This is a genomic window from Acinetobacter sp. UC24323, assembly GCF_024151445.1.
Lineage (GTDB): Bacteria > Pseudomonadota > Gammaproteobacteria > Pseudomonadales > Moraxellaceae > Acinetobacter > Acinetobacter baumannii.
Window position 1 is genome coordinate 261,760 of the sequence record NZ_JAHIBY010000002.1, and the last position, 22,763, is coordinate 284,522.

Genomic DNA, 22,763 nt, shown 5'->3' on the forward strand with positions numbered 1-22,763 from the left:
ATAAATATTCCACAGGACTGTGATGATTTATCAGCCAGAGATTAACCACTTAACTTCTTGAGGAGAACTTCATTTCACGACATAACTGACCTTTTCACGACAATATGAAATCATTTTAATTTCTATTTATTTTTCATTAAGTTAATCTATAAAAAATAATCAAAATTTAAATTTTTAATGCTTTCAATTTAGTTATCGATAACCTAACAAGTCTTTATCGAGTTGATTAAACTGCTCTTCTAAAAAATCCAGCAACCTTTTAATGGCAGGTAATAATCCTTTTCTAGAAGCATAAGCTGCGTGAACAATACCGCTGGTAGGTTTCCATTCAGGTAACACCACAATCAGTTCCTTACGCAAAATATATTCTTGAGCCATCATAATCGGTAAAGGAGCAATACCTAAGCCATGAATAACAGCCTGTAATACCCCGGTCATGTCATTCACAATTAAATCAGGGTCATGCTGGAAATGAGTTGTTCCACGCTCCTGATGATGAAGTACCCACACACCTTGCTGTTCTGCATTACCAAGCCCAATAGTTCTGAACTGATGCAATTCATCTAAAGTTTGAGGTATTGGCTGCTTAGATAAGACCCGAGGGTGCGCAACTAAACACTGATCACTAGTCACAAATTTTTTCATGACCAAACCACTATCTTTGAGTGGTGGATAGCGAACGCGAAAAGCAATATCAATTCCCTCATTTAAGACATCAACATTTCGGTTGGTCACATCAATATAGATTTTTATTTTTGGGAATTGCAGCATAAATTTAGTCAGAAACTCGCCCATGTGATGATGCAATAAGGCAGGTGGACAAGACACCCGAATCGTTCCACGCGGCTCTGACTGGTTTAAATCAATAAATTCTTGGGCATTTTCAGCATCGATCAAAATCGCGTGACAGTATTGATAATATTGTTGGCCAAGTTCTGTCACGCTAAATTGTCTCGTGGAACGATGCAATAAACGTACACCGAGTCTTTCTTCTAAAAGTGCAACTCTTCGGCTGAGTTTAGATTTTGGAATATCGAGCACTCTAGCGGCAGCAGAATAACCACCATATTCAACAATTTTTGCAAAGTAATATAGATCGTTTAAATCCTGCATTTCCTACCTCTTATTGTTCAAATAATAGAACACTAAAATCAAATTTCGGCAGCTTCTAGGCTCATATTTTCGTTATATCTTAATTAAACAAGAAGTGAATAACTATACAAAAACAGCTATCCCCCTGTTTTATTTAGTCATCCTTCCAACTTTAAATTTATCGAAATAAAGTGGAGCATAAAATGAGTACACCAGCGAATTTTAACGGTCAAGCACCTGTAATCGACCCAAATAATGTTGCAATGCTACTAATCGATCATCAAAGTGGCTTATTTCAAACTGTAAAAGATCTTACTGTTCCTGAGTTACGTGCAAATGTGGTTACTCTGGCTAAAGTTGCAACGTTATGTAATGTGCCAGTGATTACCACTGCTTCTGTTCCTCAAGGTCCAAATGGCCCTTTAATTCCAGAAATTCACCAGTTTGCTCCTCATGCACAATATGTTGCCCGTAAAGGTCAAATTAATGCTTGGGATAACCCTGACTTTGTTGAAGCGGTCAAAGCAACAGGTAAAAAACAACTCATTATTGCAGGTACTATTACCAGCGTATGTATGGCTTTCCCAAGTATCAGTGCAGTTGCTGAAGGTTTCCAAGTCTTTGCAGTCATTGATGCATCTGGGACATATTCAAAAATGGCTCAAGAAATTACATTAGCTCGAGTTGTACAAGCTGGCGTGGTGCCAATTGATACAGCGGCTGTGTGTTCAGAGCTACAAAAAACATGGCATCGTAGTGATGCAGCAGACTTTGCAGCAGCTTATAGTGCAATTTTCCCACCATACCAAATGCTCATCGAAAGCTATCAAAAAGCACAAGACGTTGTTAAAAACAATGAAATGCTAGATTCTGAAAGAACCTAATTCATCAGTTTTTCAGCTTAAATGTCCAATCTCTTACGATTGGACATTTAAAATAAATCTATTAAAACCCAAGCTGTGCTTTAGTGCGTTCTTCTAAAGCTTTTGAGTCGTGTTGTTCTGGATGAAAATCTAATTTGTAATAGTCCAAATAATCTTTCCATAAAGTACTTAAAAAACCATTCTTTCCAAGAATTAATGCATTAAATTCTTTTAGGTGGAGTAACTTCCATGCGGAAAAGTGAGTTATGCCCAAATACACCGTACCCGCTGCCATTATTCCTGCCATATATAAAGTCACAAATGGCATCACAAGAAGCCGAATGAAATTGCCCCCAGAGACATCTTGATATAAATCGAAGGCCACACTTTTATGTTCGCTTTCTTCTACCGCATGCCATAACCAGATATTTTTTAAAGTTTCATTACTCGATAAACGCTCCTGCAAATCGGAACGTCTCATAATCTGCCGTGCAATAATGGCTGTAAAATGTTCAGCAGCCGAAGTAATTGCTAATTGCTGGGTTGGTGTGAAATATTTTTTCAGCCTAGCCATTAACCATTCCACATTGGCTGAAACAGGTTCGGTATCGAGTCCAGATGACTGTATAAGTTGGTTCAGGTGTTCATGTTCTTTGGCATGCATCGCCTCTTGTCCAATAAAGGCTGCAATATCTTTTTGAAGTCTTTCTGTTTTAGCCTGATTTTGTAAGTTTCTTACACTATGTACAAAAAATCGCTCACCCGCAGGAAACATGGCAGACAAGGTTGCCAGCCAGTACTCTCCCCAAGGGTTATCCTTAAATAAAGTAGCTTGAGACTGATTAAAATTAAAACTCATATGGCGCACAGGAAAGTGAGCACCTCGATCAAAGACTTTAGCTAGAATTCCCATTTTTTATTCCTTCATTCTTTCATTGAATACAATTCAATGGATTTATTTTTCTATCGGTTTTGAGCTACATAAATGTACGACATCTAAATAGCTAGGCGGTTTAGGCACCTTGCCACGGCTATATAACAACTTATGCAATTGGGGAAGGCGATAATAAGGAGCGGAAGCCATCAAATGATGTTCCATATGAAAATTTACACGTATAGGTGCCACAGTCATACGGGCAATCCAACCAGCAGAAGTAGTACGAGTATTACGAAGCGTATCGGGTACAAGCTCTAAACACGCATGCTCTGCCATTGCACGAATACGTACAAATACAGTAAAAGGGATGGCATAAGCTATTATCCAAATCAGAAATAACCAAGCATGCCCCGTCACAGCAAGGATGAGATATAACCCAAGATTAGTCACAAAAGTTGGCCAGAAGTCCTTGATAAAGTTGGTAACGTAACGATGCCATGGCCAACCACGCGTATCTGCCCGCTCACCTGTTGCATCAGACCACTTCAGTACGCCAGCACTCATCAAAATTCGGCCAATAAAGAACTTGATCCCTGTTAGCCCAACCAAATCACGACCAAATTTTCGAATTAAAGATTTTTTAGTCACAGGTAAAGCTTCATATATTGGGCGATCAGGATCAAAACTTGCTGTTGTATTCGCATGATGCACCATATGGTGGGCACGAAATTTATGTACATCATTCCAAATAAATTTGGCCGATGCCCAATTAGCGAATACGTCATTCATCCAGCGGCTTTTAAAGAGTGTATGGTGTGCCGCCTCGTGCATTACAATCGCCAATGCCAAATGGCGCCCCCCTAAAACCACTGTTCCTATGCATACAACAGGAATTGCGAAATACCAAGGTAAGTAGTCAATTGCCAGAGCCATGACTGTAAATGCAAAGCCAATGATTAACCATACAGAGAAAATGCACCATAATCCCCATAGATTTGAGCGCTGAGAAAATTGGCTAATCTCCTCTCGACTAAGAAAGTCACTTATACGAGTTTGTTTATCCGTAATCATCACTCGCCCTGCTCTACACTATTTAATGGGTGTTGATTGGTTTGACGATTAGACAACATATGAATAACTTGCGCATAAGTTGGCGGCTCTGGAACATGGCCACGTTCTCGTAACATCTGATGCATTTTTGGCAACTTAAAGAAAGGCACCGCCGCCATTAAATGATGTTCCATGTGATAGTTCACTCGAATGGGAGCAACAAAGGCCCGAGCCAACCATCCTGCTTTTGTAGTACGAGTATTCGTTAAAGCACTATTGCTTACTTGAGTACCAGCATGCTCAGCCATAGATCGAATACGAATAAAAAGAGGAAATGGCGTTAAATAAGCAAGAGGCCAAAGTAAATATAATTCTGGACGACCAAAAGCCCATAAAATGCCAAAGATGGAAGCATTAGCAATAATTGCCTTACTACTATTTTTAAGAAATACCTTTGGATAGTCATACCACTGACGGTTTTCACGCGGTAACCAAGTTAAGTCATTCGCAACCGTCCATTTCAAAACTTCAGCATCCATCAAAATACGGCCCACAGTAAATTTAAAACCTGTAATGCCAACTAAATCACGTAAAAATTTACGAGTTAAAGACGTTTTCGTGGTTGGAAAGCCTGCGACTAATGTTAAGTCAGGATCTTCTGGTGTTGATGTTTTGGCATGATGACGTGTGTGGTGAGCCCGATATTTATGTACGTCATTCCAGATTGGGCGTGCACATAACCAATCGACTAGATAATCATTCATCCATTTTGTTTTAAACAAGCTATTGTGTGATGCGTCATGCATCAATATTGCCAAGGCTAATTGGCGTCCAGCCAATACAGCCAATGCTGCTAAACATATCAGCAATTTACCCCACCAAGGTAAATAACTCCAAGTTAGTCCAACACCTGCAAAAGTTGCTCCAATAACGGCCCATGTAGAACCTACTGCCCACAAACCATGTATATCAGAAGGCTCAGTAAGCTCTTTAATTTCTTCACGACTAAATAACTCAGTCACACTCACACGCGTATTCATCTTTTTTTTCTCCTAAGCGGGATTGAGAAGACTTAATTCATTTCACAAATTAAACTTTATTATAAAATATGAAATATTTCTATTATTTTTATAAAATTTATTTTTTGTAATATTTAAATTGAAGAAAAAGAAAGCTTAAGGATATGTTTTTCATATCCTTATTCATTTGTAATCAAATAAAACTAACTTTACTGAAAAGACTTAAGTAACTAATTTATTAGAATATTAAAGAGATTTCTTATAATTTTGATTGGTTCATTTCTTTAATAACATTAGGTATACCATCTCTGTGAAATGCTTCAAATGGTTTTGATTTTTCATGATCAATCAATGGAAAGAAAGGTGAAACTAAAGATGCTCCCCCATCAATTCTGACGTTCATCCCTGTTACAAAAGAAGCTGCTGGCGACAGTAAAAAACACATTAAAGCTGAGACCTCTGATTCTGTAGCCATTCGTTTTAAAGGGATTTTTGAAGACACTGTAGGGATCATGGCCTTCATGCCATCTTTATAAGAGTCGAGACCTGAGGCCATTACCCAACCTGGTGCAACAGCATTAACTCTTACCCCAGCTCTAGCCCATTCGAGTGCTGAAGTTTTAGTAAGGTTATCGATACCAGCACGAGCAGCTCCAGAGTGTCCCATACTCGGTAAACCGCTCCACATATCTATTGTCATATTCACAATACTACCGCCCGTTTTCACCATACTTTGATTAAAAACTTCTCTCATCATAAGAAAAGTACCCAGCAAGTTATTGCGGATTACACTATCAAAAGCATTAGCAGACATAGTTTCAAGAAATGCAGGGAATTGACCACCTGCGTTATTGACTAATCCATTAATCTGGCCGAACTCTTCAACAATAGAACTAACTGTTTGTTTTACTTTCTCTTCATCACGATTATCACATACTCGATAAGATGCCTTACCTCCATCTTCAATAATTTCTTGTTTTACTTGTTGTAGTTTTTCTTCGGTCCTACCTGTAAGAATGACTTGCGCACCTAAGGAAGCCAGTTCATGAGCAGTACACCGGCCAATACCCGAACCGCCTCCAGTTACTATAATTATCTGATCTTTAAAAATATCCTTTGCTAAAGCTGATTGATATAAAGGCATATCCATACTCCTGTAATCATGCTCTTCTATTAATTAAGAATTTTAGGAGTTACATCCGCAACGGCGGGTAATTCTAAATTTAATAAGCTCGTTGCGGCTGTACCAAAAGTTAGTTCATGTAACTGTTTCCATAATCTTTGCCCAACTTCATCTAACTTTTTAACATCTGCAGTAAATTGCTCCCTTGCCTCAACATTTACAAAAGGTTCAGGGAGTAAAGGATCATTCATTAATAAAGAAATTGTCTGGCGGCCCAGCAATAACGATTCTCTTGCAGCATCCTCAAGTCCTAAAGCAGGTACTCGACTGAGCCAATGCTGAATAATATGGCTATATTTTTCATAATTTTTATTTAAGTTTTCGGTTTGCCATAAATCTTTAATCATCCCTGTCGTAATCTGATCAAAGGAATTGATATGGCACATCTTGGCTCCTGACTCCAAGCCTATAGATTTCATATGCTCTAGCATGTCTTCCAAAGAAATAACCAAGTTATCTGGTCGAATATATACACTTGGTTCAAGTTCACGAAATCCGTATTTTTTAAGTGCTCTTTCTCTTCTTTTTAAAGCTGTACGGTCAACACGCCCCAATGTTCCTGTAAGAACACATAAATACTTTTGATTCCAAGCTTTTGTTTCTTTTAAACCTGCTCTTCGGTTTAACATTACATCTGCCCATTCAAGAGATTGCTCACTTAACTGATAAAATCCTCTTTCAGCAGAAACAATGACCCCTTCACTAGCTAAACGAGTGACAGCAACTCTTATTCCGTTTTCACTAATTCCAAACAGCTTTGCAGCAAGGATCATTTCTTTAATTGAAATTATTTTACCTTCTGAAGCCAGTAACAGATCTGTAATTAAAGTACGTGCATTAATTTTCTGTGTAGTCATCTCATTTCCAGATCGAAAAATTTAAAATTTGTGAGCGCTCTGAACATCAGAATAAAGCTTACCACAATATTACATTTTTTTATTTTTATTTTTATTAATGAAATAAATCATTCATCGAAGCTTTACGAAAAACGTTCTAGGAGAAATCTAATTTTTTAATTATAAAAAAGATGCTTAAGCCATCTCACCTAAGCATCTTTTTAAAGTTAGTTAGCCACTTACATACCATTCATTTAGACAAGGATCTGATGGTTGTCCCATAAAGTATTTAAAGTAGTGTTGACATTATTTAAGGTTAAAAATGAGGTACTGTTATAAACGGTCCCTGCACCATCTCGGTCGATACTTAAAATACTGTTATTTCCATTGAGGTCTAATGAGAGATAAGAAAAAATAGAGTTTACAGTACTGCCATTAGCGTAATTGATGAGCAGTTCACTAATATCAATTTTGTCGGCCTCACTGTCGGTTAAGGTATTGCCTACTTTAAAGTCTTTCCAAACGTCAGCTCCGTTACCACCCGTTACATCGTTTGTATTTAATAGTTTATATAAAGCAGTGTCAGAGCCTAAACCACCAATCAAGGTATCGTTATCTTTTCCACCATTTAAAATGTCATTTCCAGCACCACCATTTAATACATCATTATTGGTGCCACCGCTTAAGACATTATTGCCACTGTTCCCAACAATTGTATTACCATTTCCATTACCCGTTCCATCAATGTTGTCTGTTCCCAACAGATTCAAATTATTAAGTGCATTGCCGCTATCTAACGCATAACTCACAGTTGAGTTAACAGTCTCGAATCCTTCATTAATCTTCTCGATAATGACATCATTCACATTATCAACATAATAGATGTCGTCTCCCAAACCTCCAATCAACGTATCAATTCCGATTCCGCCATCTAAAGTGTCATTGCCAGCCCCACCATCTAAGGTGTCGTTTCCAGCTCCACCATTCAATGTGTCATTTCCGGCATATCCATTTAAATTGTTATTGCCTGCATTACCAGTGAGTAAGTTATTCAGCGCATTTCCATTGCCGTTTAAATTATCCGTGCCATTTAAAGTGAGGTTTTCTACGTTATCTCCTAAGGTATAATTTATATCCGAGATTACTTTATCATTCCCCTCACTAGTATTCTCTACAATGCTATCGCCTACATTGTCTACATAATAAGTATCGTCACCCGTTCCACCAATCAGGCTATCTGCACCTTTTCCTCCATCAAGTGTGTCATTTCCGGCACCACCCAATAGAACATCGTCTCCCCAATTTCCTTTTAAAGTGTCGTTGCCAGCGCCACCTTCAAGTCGGTTAGATAAATTGTTCCCAACTAAAATATCATCGTAAGCGCCTCCAATTGCATTTTCGATTTGAGTGCCAAGATTAATGCTTAGTTGGTTTGCACTTGATATATGAGGAGATTTTTCACCAATATAACTCCAGCCGCCCTGATTAAGATCGATAGTAGCGGCTTGTGTAGCGTTACTTGCATTGATTGTATCTACGCCTGCACCATCCCATATTAAAACGCCTTTAGTGCTATCAAACACATAGCTATCATTACCTGCACGCGCGGAACTATTCACCCCATATATCGCTTGCAAAGCAGCAACATCAAACGGCGCAAAAGAGCCATCATATGACATACCAGTACGGTCATACGACATGACTGACCATTTACGCGTATCTTCTTCATCTGAGAAACTGCTAATGGTGGAACCTTCAAAAGTATGACGTAACCCTAAAGCATGCCCCAACTCATGCGGATAACTCGCAGTTACCCAAGTACCCGCTGGGTCAAACCAAAAATCAGGGCCAAACGCCACATCTGAACCAACAAAAGCTCCGCTTGGATACTGTGCATAAGCCGTAGCCGCAGTGCTATTGCGGTATGCAGCAACAGTATTAAGCTGCGATGCATTGTCCGTTAAAGTAAAAGTTAATGCTGAAAACTCAGAAGCTTTCTGACAAACCTGAGTCATAAAGTCTTGCTGAGCTTGGCTAAAAGGACTCCACCATGCAGGTGCTTGACCATTTGCATCGAGTAGGTAATCAGGTGCGGTTGAAGGGAAAATATACTTAAAGTCTGGATTACTATTAGTTGTAGCAACGAGCGCGCGTACCCAGTAATTCACTCCAACCGTTGTGTCTAATTGAGCACGATCAATCGTCACGCCATCGGCAAATTGGATACTAAAGTTTTTATTGTTGTTAGCGAGATAGCCAGTTAGCTTAACAATATCACTATCGCTGTATTGAATATTTAAAGTGGTTTTATCAAAACTGTATTGAACATCGGTAGATTTCACATCTGTAAACACAATTGTGTTATTGCCTGAGTAATCTCCATTAATTGTGTCTATCCCATCTCCTAAAGAAAAACGGTAAGTGTCGTCACCTTCGCGCCCATTTAACGTGTCATTACCTTTACCTCCAGTGATCACATCATTTGGAAGAGTACCCGAAAAGTTATCGGCGTTATCTGTCCCATTCCACGTTGCAGTTTTTCCTGTTAGAAACTGCTGATAGGTTTGGACCACGCCATCTGAAAGAATGTAGTTGTTAATGTAGGCTTTTAACGTGATGCTATCCGTTGCTGAATAATTAATGACTAACTCATTATTAGCGTTAGTTGTGAATGTAATATCTTTTGCAGAAACATCGGTAATTTGGATAGTATTTTTACCCGAATAATCGTTAATGGTATCGTTACCATCTCCTTTGCTAAATTGATAAGTATCATCACCACTTCCTGATGCTAACCAATCGTTTCCAGTTCCACCTACAGTTAAGTCATTACCTGTTCCACCATATAATCTATCATCGCCAGCACCACCATTTAACGTATCGTTCCCCGCGTTTCCGTTTAAAGTGTCATTACCTTCAAGCCCATTAATAATGTCATTGGATGCAAAGCCATTAATCGTTTCATTTCCTTTAGTACCAGTGAGTGTAATTGTTTTATTTGTAAGTAATTGATCGAGTGTGGCGGTTGTACCATCTAAAAATTTAAAGTTACTTACATTCCCTTCAATTAATACTGCATCAGTATCAGAGTATTTGACTTCTAAATTACTTCCATTGCCTTGTATAGATAGGTCTGCCAAATTACTCGCCATAAACTGAATCGTGTTATTTCCACTATAGTCAGTGACTTTATCTATTCCGTCCCCTTTGCTGAATTGATAAATATCGTCTCCTACTCCACCAAATAGACGATCATTTCCCGCACCACTACTCATTTGATCGACTGAATTTGTGCCTACAATCCACTCACTGTTTGCAGTAGAAATGTTTAGACCATTACCCCCACTTGTAAATAAAACCTGTTTTTCGACCCCATCACTGAAAATCATGCGAGCTTTAGCAAGAGAATTAAAATTAAGTGAATAGTAAGTTCCTGAATAATTAGTGACATATAAGACATTATTTATATATTCAATTTGCCTAATATCATTTGAAGTAAAATTATCGAACTTTAGCCATAAACCGTTTTGATCATTGCCATAAGTTACCATTGAAGTTTCCTTTTTTTTGTTATTGGAAAAGGAAATATTATTTAATTCTTCTTAATAGAAGAACTTCTTTGGACGACAAAAATTACCATTTAGCGACATATTTTGTTTTAAGCTCTTAACAATCAAAAAAAGATCTAAACGCTTCTTCTTAATACTTAAATCAAATCCCTCAATTATCTAAAGCAATAAAAAAGCCCTAAACCATTATAGTTTAGGGCTTTTTCAGTCATATAAAACTATTCGAGTTTATATGACTTTAAATCTTGGTAGGCATATCCAGACTCGAACTGGAGACCTCTACGATGTCAAGGACAATCTAAACATATTAATTTCAGTTACTTAATATCATATTGACGCATTTCTGTCGCAAACAATATAAACCCAATAAGCAAAAATCTTGCAAAATATAGTTACTCTGGACATATCAACCGTCTAATTTCCGACCAAATGCATCCACTCTAGCGTCTTTAATTGTCGTGCCTCTGATTTACAAAGATTTTTATTATTTGAATTTTTGAAAGCTCATCTCTACCATTAACTTGAATTTGTAACGTAATCAACTTTTGAAATGAAACCGCGTATTTTTTGCTTGGTTGATGTAAACAACTGCTATGCCAGTATAGAACGCTTCTTCAACCCTCAATTAATTAACAAACCAGTTATTGTGCTTTCCAATAATGACGGTTGCGCTGTTGCACGTTCAGCTGAAGCGAAAGCGATTGGTATCAAAATGGGTGACCCACTATTTAAAATTATTGATTTAGTAAAACGACATAATGTAGCTGTACTCTCCAGCAATTACCCTGTTTACGCTGAAATGAGCCGCAGATTTCACGCAATATTAAAACAGTTTGTAGCACCACATGAGCATGAGACGTACAGCATTGATGAAGCGTTTCTGGAGCTGACAGCATATAGGCAGAACTATGATTTAGATGCCTATGCCCGCCTCATGAAAAATCGCATATGGCAATGGATCGGTCTGCCAGTATGCGTTGGAATAGGCCGAAGCAAGACCGAAGCAAAGATGGCAAATCATCTCGCCAAAACCTACATGACATTTGATGGGGTGTGTAACCTAACCACCTTTGAAGCCAATATTAGAGATTTACTTTATAAACAAACTCACGTATCAGAAGTATGGGGAGTCGGTAGACAACATTCTAAGAAACTAGAGGCGATGGGGATTAGCAAGGTCTATGATTTAATGATGGCTAACCCTTACCATATCGAATCATTATTTAGCGTTGTTTTGAAGCGTACAGTGCTTGAGCTAAACGGTATTGCATGCATCGAAATTGAAGACACTCCGCCTTCACGCAAACAAATCATTTCATCACGTGCATTCAAACAAAAAATCACTGAAAAGGATGATTTAAAAGAAGCCATTGCGCGAAGGACTCAAGAAGCGTTTACACGAATAAGAAAGGATCAGGCGCTATGCGGCTGTATCATCGGCTTTGCACATTCAAGCCCTTTTGATATTAATAAACCTTTCTATAAAAAGGAATTTTCTCAATCCTTTGCTGTACCAACAGATGACGTTAGAAAGCTGGTAAAAGCGACTACTAGAATGATTGATTACATTTATAAAACTGGCGTGGACTTCAAAAAATGTGGGGTTGTTTTGACTGCTCTGGAGAGCAAGCACACTTATACTTATGACTTATTAACAGATTATAGTGAATTAGAAAAAACAGAGAACTTGATGTGTGCAATAGAAGGGATACATGAGAAGTTCGGAAAATTTAAATTAGGTTTTGGCGGGAGTATGTATCAAAATCGGTCTTGGTCGATGTCTCAAAACTTGAAGTCTAATAATTATTTTACATGGGAAGGTATGCTAAAAATATCAAGATAGCTTATATTTGAATTACGGAATTATAAATATGTCTAACTCACAAAATGCGATTGAACTTAGTAAACATGTTTTGGGATTATCTGAAAAAGTTGCATTCATGTTAATAACAGCATCTACCGCTTCAATTGCTTATATATTGGCTGAAGTTAAGGATGATAAGTGGAATGAATTAATATATTTCCCAATATATGCTTTATGTTTATTAGCTCTCAGTTTTGTATTTGGCTATAGCCATCTTGTGAAAAAAATTGATGCAACCAATCAAAACAGTCTTTTACTTCAAATAGCAAAGTGGAAAGATTCAACTAATGAGAAAAATAAACTTTTTGATGAAATGGAAAGATCTGGAAAACAAGCAAGTATTTTCAGCAGACTTCAATTTATTACTTTCATAGCGGGAATCATGACATATGCTATTTATATTTTTTTAACAATTTTTTTGAACAAATAATATTTATAAATAAATTTAAGAAGCCCTCACCTGAGGGCTTTTCCTATTTCTATCCAAGCATCCACTTTAGCTGCACAGTCATTACCTTTTGCAATCGTATCAATGGCCCAAGGCGTAATAATTTTTCCTGTGCCACCCTCAAGCTTATTAAATGGTTCACATGGTTGCATTAAATTAGCTGGTACGTTTGGCTTCAATAAGACTGTTGATCTGGTACACCCCATCATCATCAATACAACGATTGAGATAAATAGGACGCTCAATGATCTTTTGCACTTCACGCTCGACATATTCGACTTTTGTGCGTTGTTCTGACTTAAGCTTTTCATAGTCTGCGCTCACTTGGTTAAATTCGTTTTGTGCCTCAGCAAGCGCTTTTACCTGCTTACGCTCAATATCTTGTATTTGGGCCATGCATTGCTGATCAGCTTGTTTTAACTTTCCTGCCAGATGATTGGTGTAGCCAATTTGTATGATGTAAAGGACCGTCAAAAGGATAATTAAGGACCAACGTTTATTTAATAAAATCCAAGTCATGAGTTTTCACCTACACACTTTTGATGACGCTCAAGTTGTCTAGTCCACACGCCATAACAATTATTTTTACGTATGCTGCAATCACGCTTTGCTACGTATTTCCATTTAAGTAATGCATCACAGGCCTGCCGGGGCTTGTTTGCTAAAAGTAGCCTTCGCATAGATGAGCCAGACCAAGCCGATTGACCGTATTGATAAATAAAGTCCAAATAGACTTCATATTCAGTTTGGGTAAGCTTCACGTTTGGTAAAGATTTCTTTAAAAATGCCTCATCCTTACTTACGTGATAACGCAGCCATTTATCTGCGGTATCTCGGCTAATAGGTGGGTCTGTCATTTTTACTTTTTGGCCGTTGGGTTTAACAGTTGTGCCATGACCTTGAGTAGGCACATCGCCGACGACAGGAATTGTTGGACTAGACGTGTAACCCTCTTTCATTTTTAAAGGCACAAAAAAAGCAGCCGAAGCTGCTATAAGTACCACTGAGATTTTAGTCTTGTTTGTCATGATTATCTTCACCCATTAATTTCTTTTGTAGTTCTTCATCACGCTGATCTTTGCGATAAGCAGCAATAGCTTGAACAATAAAACCAAGTACAGCACATACCCCACCTAAGACCGCCATCCATTCCGTCGTTGAAAGACCGCCGACTAATGCCATCGTACCCCCTGCTACATTTGTTGCTAAACCATAAGTTGCTGTGCTTGTTGTTGATGCTGGTTCTGCCATGACCCATTTCTCCAGAAACTGGCAATAAAAAAAGCACCATAAGGTGCTGTTAAATAAAGTCGAAATCTATATCGACAAGATACAGACATTGATTATCGTAGCTACCATGTAAATCACTACCTACAAATACACGTTCAAATTTCTTCATGAGATTAATTCAACTTTTCCTGTCATTCTGGGTTCAATAATTTAGGCAATAAAAAAGCCCCGATTATGGGGCTTTCTTTTTAACTACTGTCATACCTTAAAGATACGCAAGTAAGTCTCTGATGATGGGTTTATCGCCGCAGCTGTAGGGTTTTTGTGCTCAACACGGATTTGACCATTAGTTACTACAGACAACGTGATAGTCGTGCCTAGTAACGGATTGCCAAATTCATAGTTAAGCACATCTCCGACTACTACGTTAGCAGGCAAGTTAAATACGTGCGATTCATTTGGCTGTAATGTAGGTGGATTGTACAACGTCATTGACACGGCATCACTTGGCAAGTAACCGAAGAACGCGTCAAGATAGCGTAGGCGCTTGTAAATCCAAGTCAAAATTTGTGGGAACTCTTGGAACGATTGAGGCACAATGTCAAACATTTTGATGTCAGCAGTATATGACACTGTAGACACTTGCAAGCCAACGTCACGTATCATTTGAGTTGCAAGGTCAATAGACACCACATTGTTGTTACGTAGTTCCACATAACGCTTAGTTACTAGCTCAGGATAGTTAGTATAAATAACGTTGAACAATGTATTGTTGCCGACATTAAGCATACTAGATAAAGGATAGTACGGGCTAGTCTCAGGGTCTGCAATCCAGCCAACGCCTAAGCTGCCGTCTAAGTCATATGGAAATACGTTCCATATCTTGCCGTCCCATGTACCTAGCAGCGCGTTGTTAGTCACAGAGTCGCGGTTGCCTATAATAGCAAGCTGCAAGATATAGTCAATGAAGCTATCAAGATTGATATTGTTCTTATACGTGTTCTTGAAGTTAATAGTGTTTGCCATTACTCCACGTGCCCACGTAAAGAAGTTATTTAAGCTAGTGCTTACAGCATCGTTACCCGCTGGTAATGCATCGTCGCCAGCTGTATAGCCGATGATTTCTGGATTACGCAATTCAAAGTATTGCAAGCTGACTGTAGGCCAGTTAAGCAGACCGTGTAGCGACCAGTCGATTTGCATCAAGATATGCTTTTTCTCTTTCTTTTTCATAGCGTAGTTGCCGCGCTTTTTCTTATTACGCAGTGTATATACACCTAAGAAAGTATCGCCGACATACGCTTCGCATGGAAAAGCAAAAGTAGAGCATTGAGCTTTAACGTTAGCTGGCTCAGAACGTAAATTAAACAAGTCAAATGGAATAAGTGTATTGTCGCCAAATGGTCTAGCACGACGAATACGACGCCAAATCTCGTTACCGAAAGCATCACGTACTTGCGCTAAGTCAGTACCAGAGTTACTTTTCAGTACGATTTCTGATTCTTCGAAGTTATCGCCAAAGCATACATATACGTTTTTCCATTTGTCATTGAAGAACTCAATGTTAATGTTACGTTTATACGCATACGCTGTAGACTGACCTTGGTTAGCTGTTACACAGTTTAATGTAGCTACAGGCTGACCAGCGCTACAAATCTGCACAACACTTCGCATCTCGCCAGCAACAGCATCGCCAGATATACCGCTTAAGAACTTAATAGTAATAGCGTTATCAACTGGTACGTTTAATGATGTTCCTTTAAAGATAGTCGTATTAGCTAAATACTCAGCTTCGCTAACTTCTACTATATCGAGCTGATACTGTGCTATCTGCAAGTTTGAGCCGCCAGTGGTTGTATCGTCAGTGAATACACGCGCCAAGTTTAACGTCCCGTCTTCGTTGTTACGGTTAGCTGTTCGCGAGTTAAGATACACAACACCGTCAGTTTCTGGACTAAAATACTGCTCAATGGCAATGTCACGTCTGCTACCCCAAGGCTGCGGCAAGTCACCAATAGTCAAGGCATTAGGAATCAATGAGTATTCATAGTTCTTTTTGATCGAGTCATACGGAACAAAGATAATGTCAGAGATATAGCCAAAACTCTTGAACTTGTAGCGACGTCCAGCCAATAGAACAGCCGACATCAAGTCATAGTCATTCAATAGCTTGACAGGGAAAAAGCCACCTTTAACATACTTACCTTCAACAGTCATGTTCGGTACGCTTACACCACCAGTTGGAATAAGGTTAGGCGTAGCCGTATAACCTAGCTTATAGTAGTCCTTGTGCATTACGCGCATAGACTTACGAATAGTATCTAGGTTGACGTACACGTTATCCTTGTTGTAGCGACCATTACCGTCTGGCTTCAAGTAGTAGATACCAGTACAGATATTCATCGTCGTATCAAACAACATTGTGTTTGTCTTAAACGAGTGCTTAACGTTCAAGTCAATATCAACAATAGGACGATCAACAAGGTCAGTGTGGGTTTCGTTGGTGTACATCCCACGCTGTAACGAATTTGTAATCCAGTTATTGAAGAACACACGGATTTTGCCTGTGTTTGATATACACGTAAACACTTCGTCTTTGAATACGATTACGGGCTTGAACCACTCCATTGTGCCGTCGATGTACGCTGCATATTCTGACAGCTCACGGTTTATTTTGCCTAGCGGCGTAAGAGCTTCTAAGTTGTTATTACGGTAGTCAATGTACTCGTTCTTAGATAGCACTCGGAAAGAGTTGTCAAAACTTAACTTGTGCGTCCTAAAATTGTCGGTGTTGCTGTTTGGAATATACAACATAAACATTGTATCGTTTTCAAAATCGCAATAGTGCGATGCGCTAGTCACACCATCATTGAATACTGACGGCCTAGCAGTTTCGTTAGGGTCAACAGCTTTCCAGTTTAGCCAACCTTCTAGCGTTACTTTAGCTGGGTCTACCCAAGTCTGTCTACGAATAACACGACGTGTTACTTCTGGCGTACCTGCTACGGGGTCAGCATGAGTAACCACGGCCGTAGAGTCTTTGAACAAAATACCAATAACAGGCTTATTATGGGTATTGACAAACTCTAATACCTCGCCTTTCCGCAACCACATTGGTTTAGTCATGTAGCTGTCACCATCAGGTTGGCTGCCGATAAATGTCACAACGTCAACACTATCAACCGCTTGACCTGAATAGTCAAGCAGCACAGTCGCTGTCACGTCCGCTGGTGAATGCGATACGTTATAAAATGCTAACTTACTTGAGTTTGTAATATAGTTTGGGTTGTGTTTTTCAATCGGACTATCAGTCAACGCGTAAAAACCGCCAATTTCAATAAGCTTATGCAAATTAAACGTAATGAAGCCGTCTTGCTCAATAAGATAGTTAATGTTGGCAATAGATGCAAAACTATTCGGGTTATTTAACAGATAGTCATTACCGATAGTTTTAATAAAGTTCTTGTTAGCGTCGACCAGATAGATCGGATAGCCAAGCTCGTCAACTGGCAAGCAAGTGTGTAAATACTGACCTTTAGTCACTGGAATATAACCAGTCATGCCATACACATCGCGCAAGTCTGTGTCGATATTATAGTGCAGTGCGTCGCCGACTACTTGCTGCTTGTAGTACATGCCTTTAGAGTACAGCGGGTCAATTGTAATAGTTCGCAGTTCGTTACGAATACCTTTAAAGCTGTCTAGCGCATACGGTTGAAGACCACATGAGTTGCGACGCAGCTCAAGTGCCATGCTTTGGTCCACTTTGTTCAGGTACAGTACGTTTTCAAACTCAGTGTAGTACGTAAAACGCATATAGCCTGTAATCGGCGCAAATATAGACGCATGGTTAGATTTCTCGATGTACTGAGTCTCTGTCACGTCTTGAGATAGAATAGTACCGACGCGGTTATACTCAAAGCCTTTCATGCTATTGAATACTTTGTTCGCGTCAAAAAATGCGAACGACACAATGCCACTATTCATCTTGGTCAGCAAGCACGTCATGTTCCATGCATCACCTTCTGTGATAGGAATATAGTCTGTAGTAGTTACGGCACGCAACTCTACTGTAGTGCCATCATAGTTGTAGTACAAATTTTCCTTGTTCAAATCTTTCTTTAAGTTATAGCTTTGCGTTGCCTGCACTTGAGTTGCGATAAGATTAGCAATAGCACCATATGTAAAGTCATTAGCTTGATCTAGTTCGCTTAAGCCTGTGTCATGCCATGAATCAACTGTTTCATCTTCACTATATTTACCCCAATACCAAATCTTCTTAGTATCAAGTGCTTTGGCTGCTTTTGGCGAAAATGATGGAATACTCGCAAGTAACTGCGCTTCTGTTAGAAATGGTTCAAATCCACCAGCTTCAATCACTTTTTGAATAGCCAAAGGCAACGAGTAAAATGGCTCTCCATAGCGAGGGTAAACAATACCAATCGTATTAAGCGCCTTTTCAATATCTGCAATATCACGCTTCACGCCAATAATATCGGCTGGCACCAACATATCATCCATTTTTTTCTCCAAAAAAAATCCCCGCAAATGCGGGGATTTCTTTAAAATTCATTCAGACTAGTTTGTTCTTTATGTCATTATCATTTTGATAATAACGCGGGTCAAAATTGATTGATATAAGACCATTCTGAAAAACGCCTTTCACATCCTTTTTAGTTACTAAAAAAAGTTGATCATTTTGGCGGTCATCAGCTGTAATTGAATAAACGGTCTTTACCTCTCCTTTAGTCACCAGTGCCTCATTTGGTGGACGTGAAAGTACAAATTGAAAACTGTTTTCACCTTGTACGATTGGTATGACATCAATCATTTTATTCTTGAGCTGCAAGTGAATAAAAAATTCATGATCGGCATTTAAAATACACGGTTGTGACCCTGTAATTGTTAAACCATTCCAATCTAATATTTCACCAGATAACACCATTTGATCGGGATCACCCAAAAAAATAGGCGTTAACCGAGTATCATCTACACATGCAATAACATCCCCCTGATTGACCAGTTCAGCTTCTGCATATGCTTCAAACTGACAAGAAACCCGTTTATACCGCAACTTATTCCATGCTCGCCAAGCAACAATATGCGCCTGCTGTTTGTAGACAATACCGTAACCCGTAATTTTGCGCGGGTTATTAATCTGTTCGTCTGGTATCTTTAAAGTCTTTTCAATCCATCCGTCTTCACTATCAACATAAGTGAGCTCTACACCGTCATAATAGTTTTCAACTTTAAAACTATTTGTCCGAGTTTCAGATTGTGGCTTTTTATTTCTGTGGTTAAATAAAATGCTTGGTACGTTATCTGAACGTTCAAAATCATAATAGAGCGTAAGTGAACTTCTTCGGTCATGACAGCAAGTTACAGCTGCAATCATTCCCATAATTTCTTCAAACGACTGATTAGCATCATCAAGCGTATAGTTAAATTCTGCCATCTTTGATGAACCAAAATATTCAGTAATTTCATCTACTACCCGATATAAAGCTTCCACATCAATTTCAGAAATAACCCGACGACCAATTTTTGCTTGTAAAGCAAGTTCAATGGTCAGGTCTGCAATATTACGTGAAGGAATACGGGTTTCAGATCGTACTCCCGTTCGATAACTATAGACTAAACTTTCAGCGATACAGTTTAATTCACGGCTATCTAAAGCAGTGGCTGCACGTGTTGCCTGTGTTCTACTACGCAGCAATGTCCGATTGTCATACACCAGTTTTTGCAAATAATGATATGCGTAGGCACTCACAAACTTAGTCTCATCAGATAAATCTGCCGAATCGCCATTATCGTTTGTTCTCCGCGCACGAAATCTCACAGCTCCAGCGAATGGGAGATCAATCCACATTGAACCGCCGACGCTATCTCTATTGTTTGGCTTTCCAGTTAAAGAAATCGTTTTGGTATAAATTATGCCAGTGGGCACACCCCCGACAACACTCTGATATTCAACGCTAATCTCTACTGTTTTTGCGTCAGAACCTTGATAGATACCGTTTATCGCTTGAAAGTTCAGTAGTAGACCTGTGGCATCTTTTGAATCAATAGTGAACCACCCAATATAGTTCTCATTACTGCCACGAAGCTTAATTACGCCAAGACCCGTTTTCTGGTCTGTAATATCTGCCAATTTATACCAATCAGGATTTACAGCACTTGGGGCTGCTAAAGCAATCTCTTTGTTATCAACATCAATACCTGTGACAACATAGCTTCCATCAAGAAAAATATTCGCACTGTTTGCAGTAAAACTCGCTGAAATATTTTCGGTGGCAGACTCGGTCAAGCTCGAGAAATTAATATTGGTATTTGTCGGATTAGTTAAAATAATCGTATAAATACCCCCGCTATATACAATACTTGTCACATCATATAAGCCTGCTAAATCTAGTTGACCATTAACAGGGTCGGTGACCAGAAGTGAGTTAACATAAATCTTTCGATATGTGTCATACCCTGCCACGGTCTGATCTGAAGCTATAGATAAAGTCTTATTTACAGGATCAATATTAGCTATACCTGTGACATTTAAATCTGCAATTCCAAAATTTGCCCCTGAAATAATCAAAGAATCATTGATCACAAATTTGGAAAAATTGCCAGCCGTAGCAGAACTAGTCGATTTAATCAGATTTGGGAATTTAAAATATATATCCTTTGCATCAATACGGGTGCTATTTGGCGATAATAGAGTTTGACCATTTACCGATGAAGTCTTTTTAGCAATCATTGGCGGCTGATCAAATGTATCTCCCCATTTAAATATATTTTCAGCGCCTATTAATGACTGTCCAATTCCATAGGCTGTCACACTCGTTCCAGAAATTTCCTGAATTGGTGTGTCACCCTCTTTAAACACTGAAACCCGAACATGATTTTCACAAAGACACATTAAGGTTTCTTCAACCTCAACATCATCTTTAAAATAACGAACTACTGGAGCAAATAAATCTGGAATACATTTAACACGACCAAGAATAAACGGAACGCGTTGCTTGAGACGTTGTCGATTTTCACGGTCAGATAAATTGTTATTACTGGAACCCGTGCTTGTACCAGCATTATTAAGAGGTACTTTAGGCACTTTAACTAAAGCGGATATTCCTGCCCCAATTACTTTACCCACCACCCAGTTAACTGCTGAAATCAAGTCTCCAGAATATAGAACAATGGAACAGTCATTGTTAGATTCCATTAAACGAGCAATTGCCTGTTTGTCACCAGATCCAGCAGGCGTTATATTATTTTCAGGGCATGGGTTGCCATTGAAAATCTGAGCTTGTGGATATTTATTTTTGTACTGAAGGAACGTATATAAAATACTATCAGTATCTATGAAATATTGGTCGGATCCATCAAGTGCATTATTAATGATACAAATTCGGCTCATAATAACGAATCCTTCTAAATATCTTTTTAGCGTGATGCAAAGTTATCCGCTGTACACTTTGCTCGGTTAAATGAAAAATCTTATGACGAAAAAAAAGCCCAACATGTGAGCTTCCATTTAGATGCGTCATTAAGACAATGCAGCCCTCAATAGGCATCTTAATCAGCTTATTTTTATGAACAGTTTCACGAGACGTTTTTAAAGTCTCATCTATTGAGCCAGTTAACCCAATAAAACACGGAGAGTAGTCCAACTGATAAATATGCTTTGCCGCTGCAATAACAAAGTGAACACAATGAAAATTTATTGGATCATATCTAAGATGAAATAAAGGACCAATATCCATCAATAAAACCCTTTTAAACTTGGATCAGTACTTGCCACATAAAGCTCACCAGTGCCCGAATTATTTAAATTAGGTGCATTCGCCTCAAAAGTGGACCCCTTGTAGCTTCGAGAGACATTTTCAATAAGCAAACCTTTATCAATAAAAGATGGCTCGTTATAAACACCTGTGAGATAGGCTCTATAATTCAACACAGGCAGAATGGGCACATCATCAAGATAAACCTGATCAATTAAATCAGGGATTTGCTGACCTAAATCCCCCACTGATACTCTTATAGACTGATCAAGATTGTCCTGATCGCTTCCACGCTCAACAGTAAGTACAGTTGGTTTATATTCAAATGCCTGACCATCTTCATGAGTTAAAATCAATGGCTCACCTGAGTTAACAACATAACGGAGAGCCTCAGACCAGTTCGGATGAGTAACCTCAATTGACTCAACTAAACCAACTGCTCCACTTGATTGATCCAAGAGGGAAAGCATAATTGGTGTGATCTTAGCCATTGTTGACTCCAGTAGCTTCAGGGAACCATTCATTAGGGATTTTAGAGACATCAGGAGTTAAACCTCCTTGGTGATAATTAACGATATTTCTATCATCAATTTCACTTCGGTGGATTGGTTTAACTAAGACTTCAAACGTCACTTTTATGACTACCTTATTTCGATATGATTCAATTGGTAGCGAAGATGAAATAAAGCGGCATTCACACTCTTCAGAAATCCCATTATCTAATGATAATTTCCAAAGCCAGTTTTCAGGTTTCCTTTGTTTAAGCCGCCAAAATGCCCAAAAGTATTGACGTTTACCTTTTTTATCCAACAGCACTGTGACTTTTACACGGTGGTAAGCACCAATAAAAAAGGGGACCTGCCTAGGCGGTCCCCCTTCTGCTTCTTGTTCTCTCAGGTTATTCCCTGGTGTGAAGCTATAGCCCTCTTTCATAGGGCAAAGCATAAATCTATCCAC

The 22,763-nt window shown here is 38.8% G+C and carries 19 protein-coding genes; 3 read left to right on the forward strand and 16 right to left on the reverse strand.

Features of this window, described 5'->3' with window-relative positions:
- Positions 1–192: 192 nt before the first annotated feature.
- Complete coding sequence (locus KNQ97_RS03905) at positions 193–1,113, reverse strand: LysR substrate-binding domain-containing protein (protein ID WP_098733014.1); 921 nt, start codon at positions 1,111–1,113, stop codon at positions 193–195.
- 182 nt (positions 1,114–1,295) lie between these two features.
- Here KNQ97_RS03905 and KNQ97_RS03910 point away from each other — a divergent pair, with 182 nt between their 5' ends.
- The gene (locus KNQ97_RS03910) at positions 1,296–1,976 is read left to right on the forward strand and encodes a hydrolase (RefSeq protein ID WP_032033394.1); all 681 of its coding nucleotides are present in this window, start codon (positions 1,296–1,298) and stop codon (positions 1,974–1,976) included.
- A gap of 61 nt (positions 1,977–2,037) precedes the next feature.
- On the opposite strand, the gene KNQ97_RS03915 is transcribed toward KNQ97_RS03910, so the two are convergent.
- From KNQ97_RS03915 to KNQ97_RS03940, 6 genes are all read right to left on the reverse strand, one after another.
- The gene (locus tag KNQ97_RS03915) at positions 2,038–2,868 is read right to left on the reverse strand and encodes a metal-dependent hydrolase (protein ID WP_000511745.1); all 831 of its coding nucleotides are present in this window, start codon (positions 2,866–2,868) and stop codon (positions 2,038–2,040) included.
- 42 nt (positions 2,869–2,910) lie between these two features.
- Positions 2,911–3,903 carry a fatty acid desaturase family protein gene (locus KNQ97_RS03920; protein ID WP_253611870.1) on the reverse strand — a complete coding sequence of 331 codons (993 nt, stop codon included), beginning with the start codon at positions 3,901–3,903 and terminating at the stop codon, positions 2,911–2,913.
- Positions 3,903–4,922 carry a fatty acid desaturase family protein gene (locus tag KNQ97_RS03925; protein ID WP_065709301.1) on the reverse strand — a complete coding sequence of 340 codons (1,020 nt, stop codon included), beginning with the start codon at positions 4,920–4,922 and terminating at the stop codon, positions 3,903–3,905. The genes KNQ97_RS03920 and KNQ97_RS03925 overlap by 1 nt, the downstream gene beginning before the upstream one ends.
- Positions 4,923–5,160: 238 nt before the next feature.
- A complete protein-coding gene (locus KNQ97_RS03930; protein ID WP_038347857.1) occupies positions 5,161–6,045 on the reverse strand; it encodes an SDR family oxidoreductase in 885 nt (294 codons plus the stop codon).
- 29 nt (positions 6,046–6,074) lie between these two features.
- Complete coding sequence (locus KNQ97_RS03935) at positions 6,075–6,941, reverse strand: PaaX family transcriptional regulator C-terminal domain-containing protein (protein WP_000211449.1); 867 nt, start codon at positions 6,939–6,941, stop codon at positions 6,075–6,077.
- Positions 6,942–7,174: 233 nt separating this feature from the next.
- Positions 7,175–10,471: a M10 family metallopeptidase C-terminal domain-containing protein gene (locus KNQ97_RS03940; RefSeq protein WP_253611872.1), complete on the reverse strand. Its 3,297-nt coding sequence runs from the start codon at positions 10,469–10,471 to the stop codon at positions 7,175–7,177.
- Positions 10,472–11,039: 568 nt separating this feature from the next.
- Between KNQ97_RS03940 and KNQ97_RS03945 the strand changes: the two genes are divergently transcribed.
- Both KNQ97_RS03945 and KNQ97_RS03950 read left to right on the forward strand, forming a co-directional pair.
- Positions 11,040–12,332: a Y-family DNA polymerase gene (locus KNQ97_RS03945; protein ID WP_253611873.1), complete on the forward strand. Its 1,293-nt coding sequence runs from the start codon at positions 11,040–11,042 to the stop codon at positions 12,330–12,332.
- Positions 12,333–12,360: 28 nt separating this feature from the next.
- Positions 12,361–12,783: a hypothetical protein gene (locus KNQ97_RS03950; protein ID WP_253611874.1), complete on the forward strand. Its 423-nt coding sequence runs from the start codon at positions 12,361–12,363 to the stop codon at positions 12,781–12,783.
- Positions 12,784–12,809: 26 nt separating this feature from the next.
- Here the strand turns inward: KNQ97_RS03950 and KNQ97_RS03955 are convergent, their stop codons facing one another.
- From KNQ97_RS03955 to KNQ97_RS03995, 9 genes are all read right to left on the reverse strand, one after another.
- Positions 12,810–12,953, reverse strand: a complete 144-nt coding sequence (locus KNQ97_RS03955; protein WP_367398833.1) for a hypothetical protein — start codon at positions 12,951–12,953, stop codon at positions 12,810–12,812.
- Between the two features lie 4 nt (positions 12,954–12,957).
- Positions 12,958–13,320, reverse strand: a complete 363-nt coding sequence (locus KNQ97_RS03960; RefSeq protein ID WP_253611876.1) for a hypothetical protein — start codon at positions 13,318–13,320, stop codon at positions 12,958–12,960.
- Entirely contained in the window at positions 13,317–13,829 is a 513-nt protein-coding gene (locus KNQ97_RS03965; RefSeq protein ID WP_253611878.1) for a lysozyme, read from the reverse strand. The genes KNQ97_RS03960 and KNQ97_RS03965 overlap by 4 nt, the downstream gene beginning before the upstream one ends.
- Positions 13,813–14,052, reverse strand: a complete 240-nt coding sequence (locus tag KNQ97_RS03970; RefSeq protein ID WP_253611879.1) for a phage holin family protein — start codon at positions 14,050–14,052, stop codon at positions 13,813–13,815. The genes KNQ97_RS03965 and KNQ97_RS03970 overlap by 17 nt, the downstream gene beginning before the upstream one ends.
- Before the next feature lie 237 nt (positions 14,053–14,289).
- Positions 14,290–18,552 (reverse strand): CotH kinase family protein, encoded by a 4,263-nt coding sequence (locus KNQ97_RS03975; protein WP_253611880.1) that lies wholly within the window; start codon positions 18,550–18,552, stop codon positions 14,290–14,292.
- Between the two features lie 52 nt (positions 18,553–18,604).
- Positions 18,605–21,442, reverse strand: a complete 2,838-nt coding sequence (locus KNQ97_RS03980) for a host specificity factor TipJ family phage tail protein (protein ID WP_253611882.1) — start codon at positions 21,440–21,442, stop codon at positions 18,605–18,607.
- Positions 21,420–21,788 (reverse strand): hypothetical protein, encoded by a 369-nt coding sequence (locus KNQ97_RS03985; protein ID WP_253611883.1) that lies wholly within the window; start codon positions 21,786–21,788, stop codon positions 21,420–21,422. The genes KNQ97_RS03980 and KNQ97_RS03985 overlap by 23 nt, the downstream gene beginning before the upstream one ends.
- A complete protein-coding gene (locus KNQ97_RS03990; protein ID WP_253611884.1) occupies positions 21,788–22,297 on the reverse strand; it encodes a hypothetical protein in 510 nt (169 codons plus the stop codon). Before KNQ97_RS03990 ends, KNQ97_RS03985 begins: the two co-directional genes overlap by 1 nt.
- Positions 22,290–22,751, reverse strand: coding sequence for a hypothetical protein (locus KNQ97_RS03995; RefSeq protein WP_253611954.1), 462 nt, complete (start codon positions 22,749–22,751; stop codon positions 22,290–22,292). Before KNQ97_RS03995 ends, KNQ97_RS03990 begins: the two co-directional genes overlap by 8 nt.
- Positions 22,752–22,763: the final 12 nt, after the last annotated feature.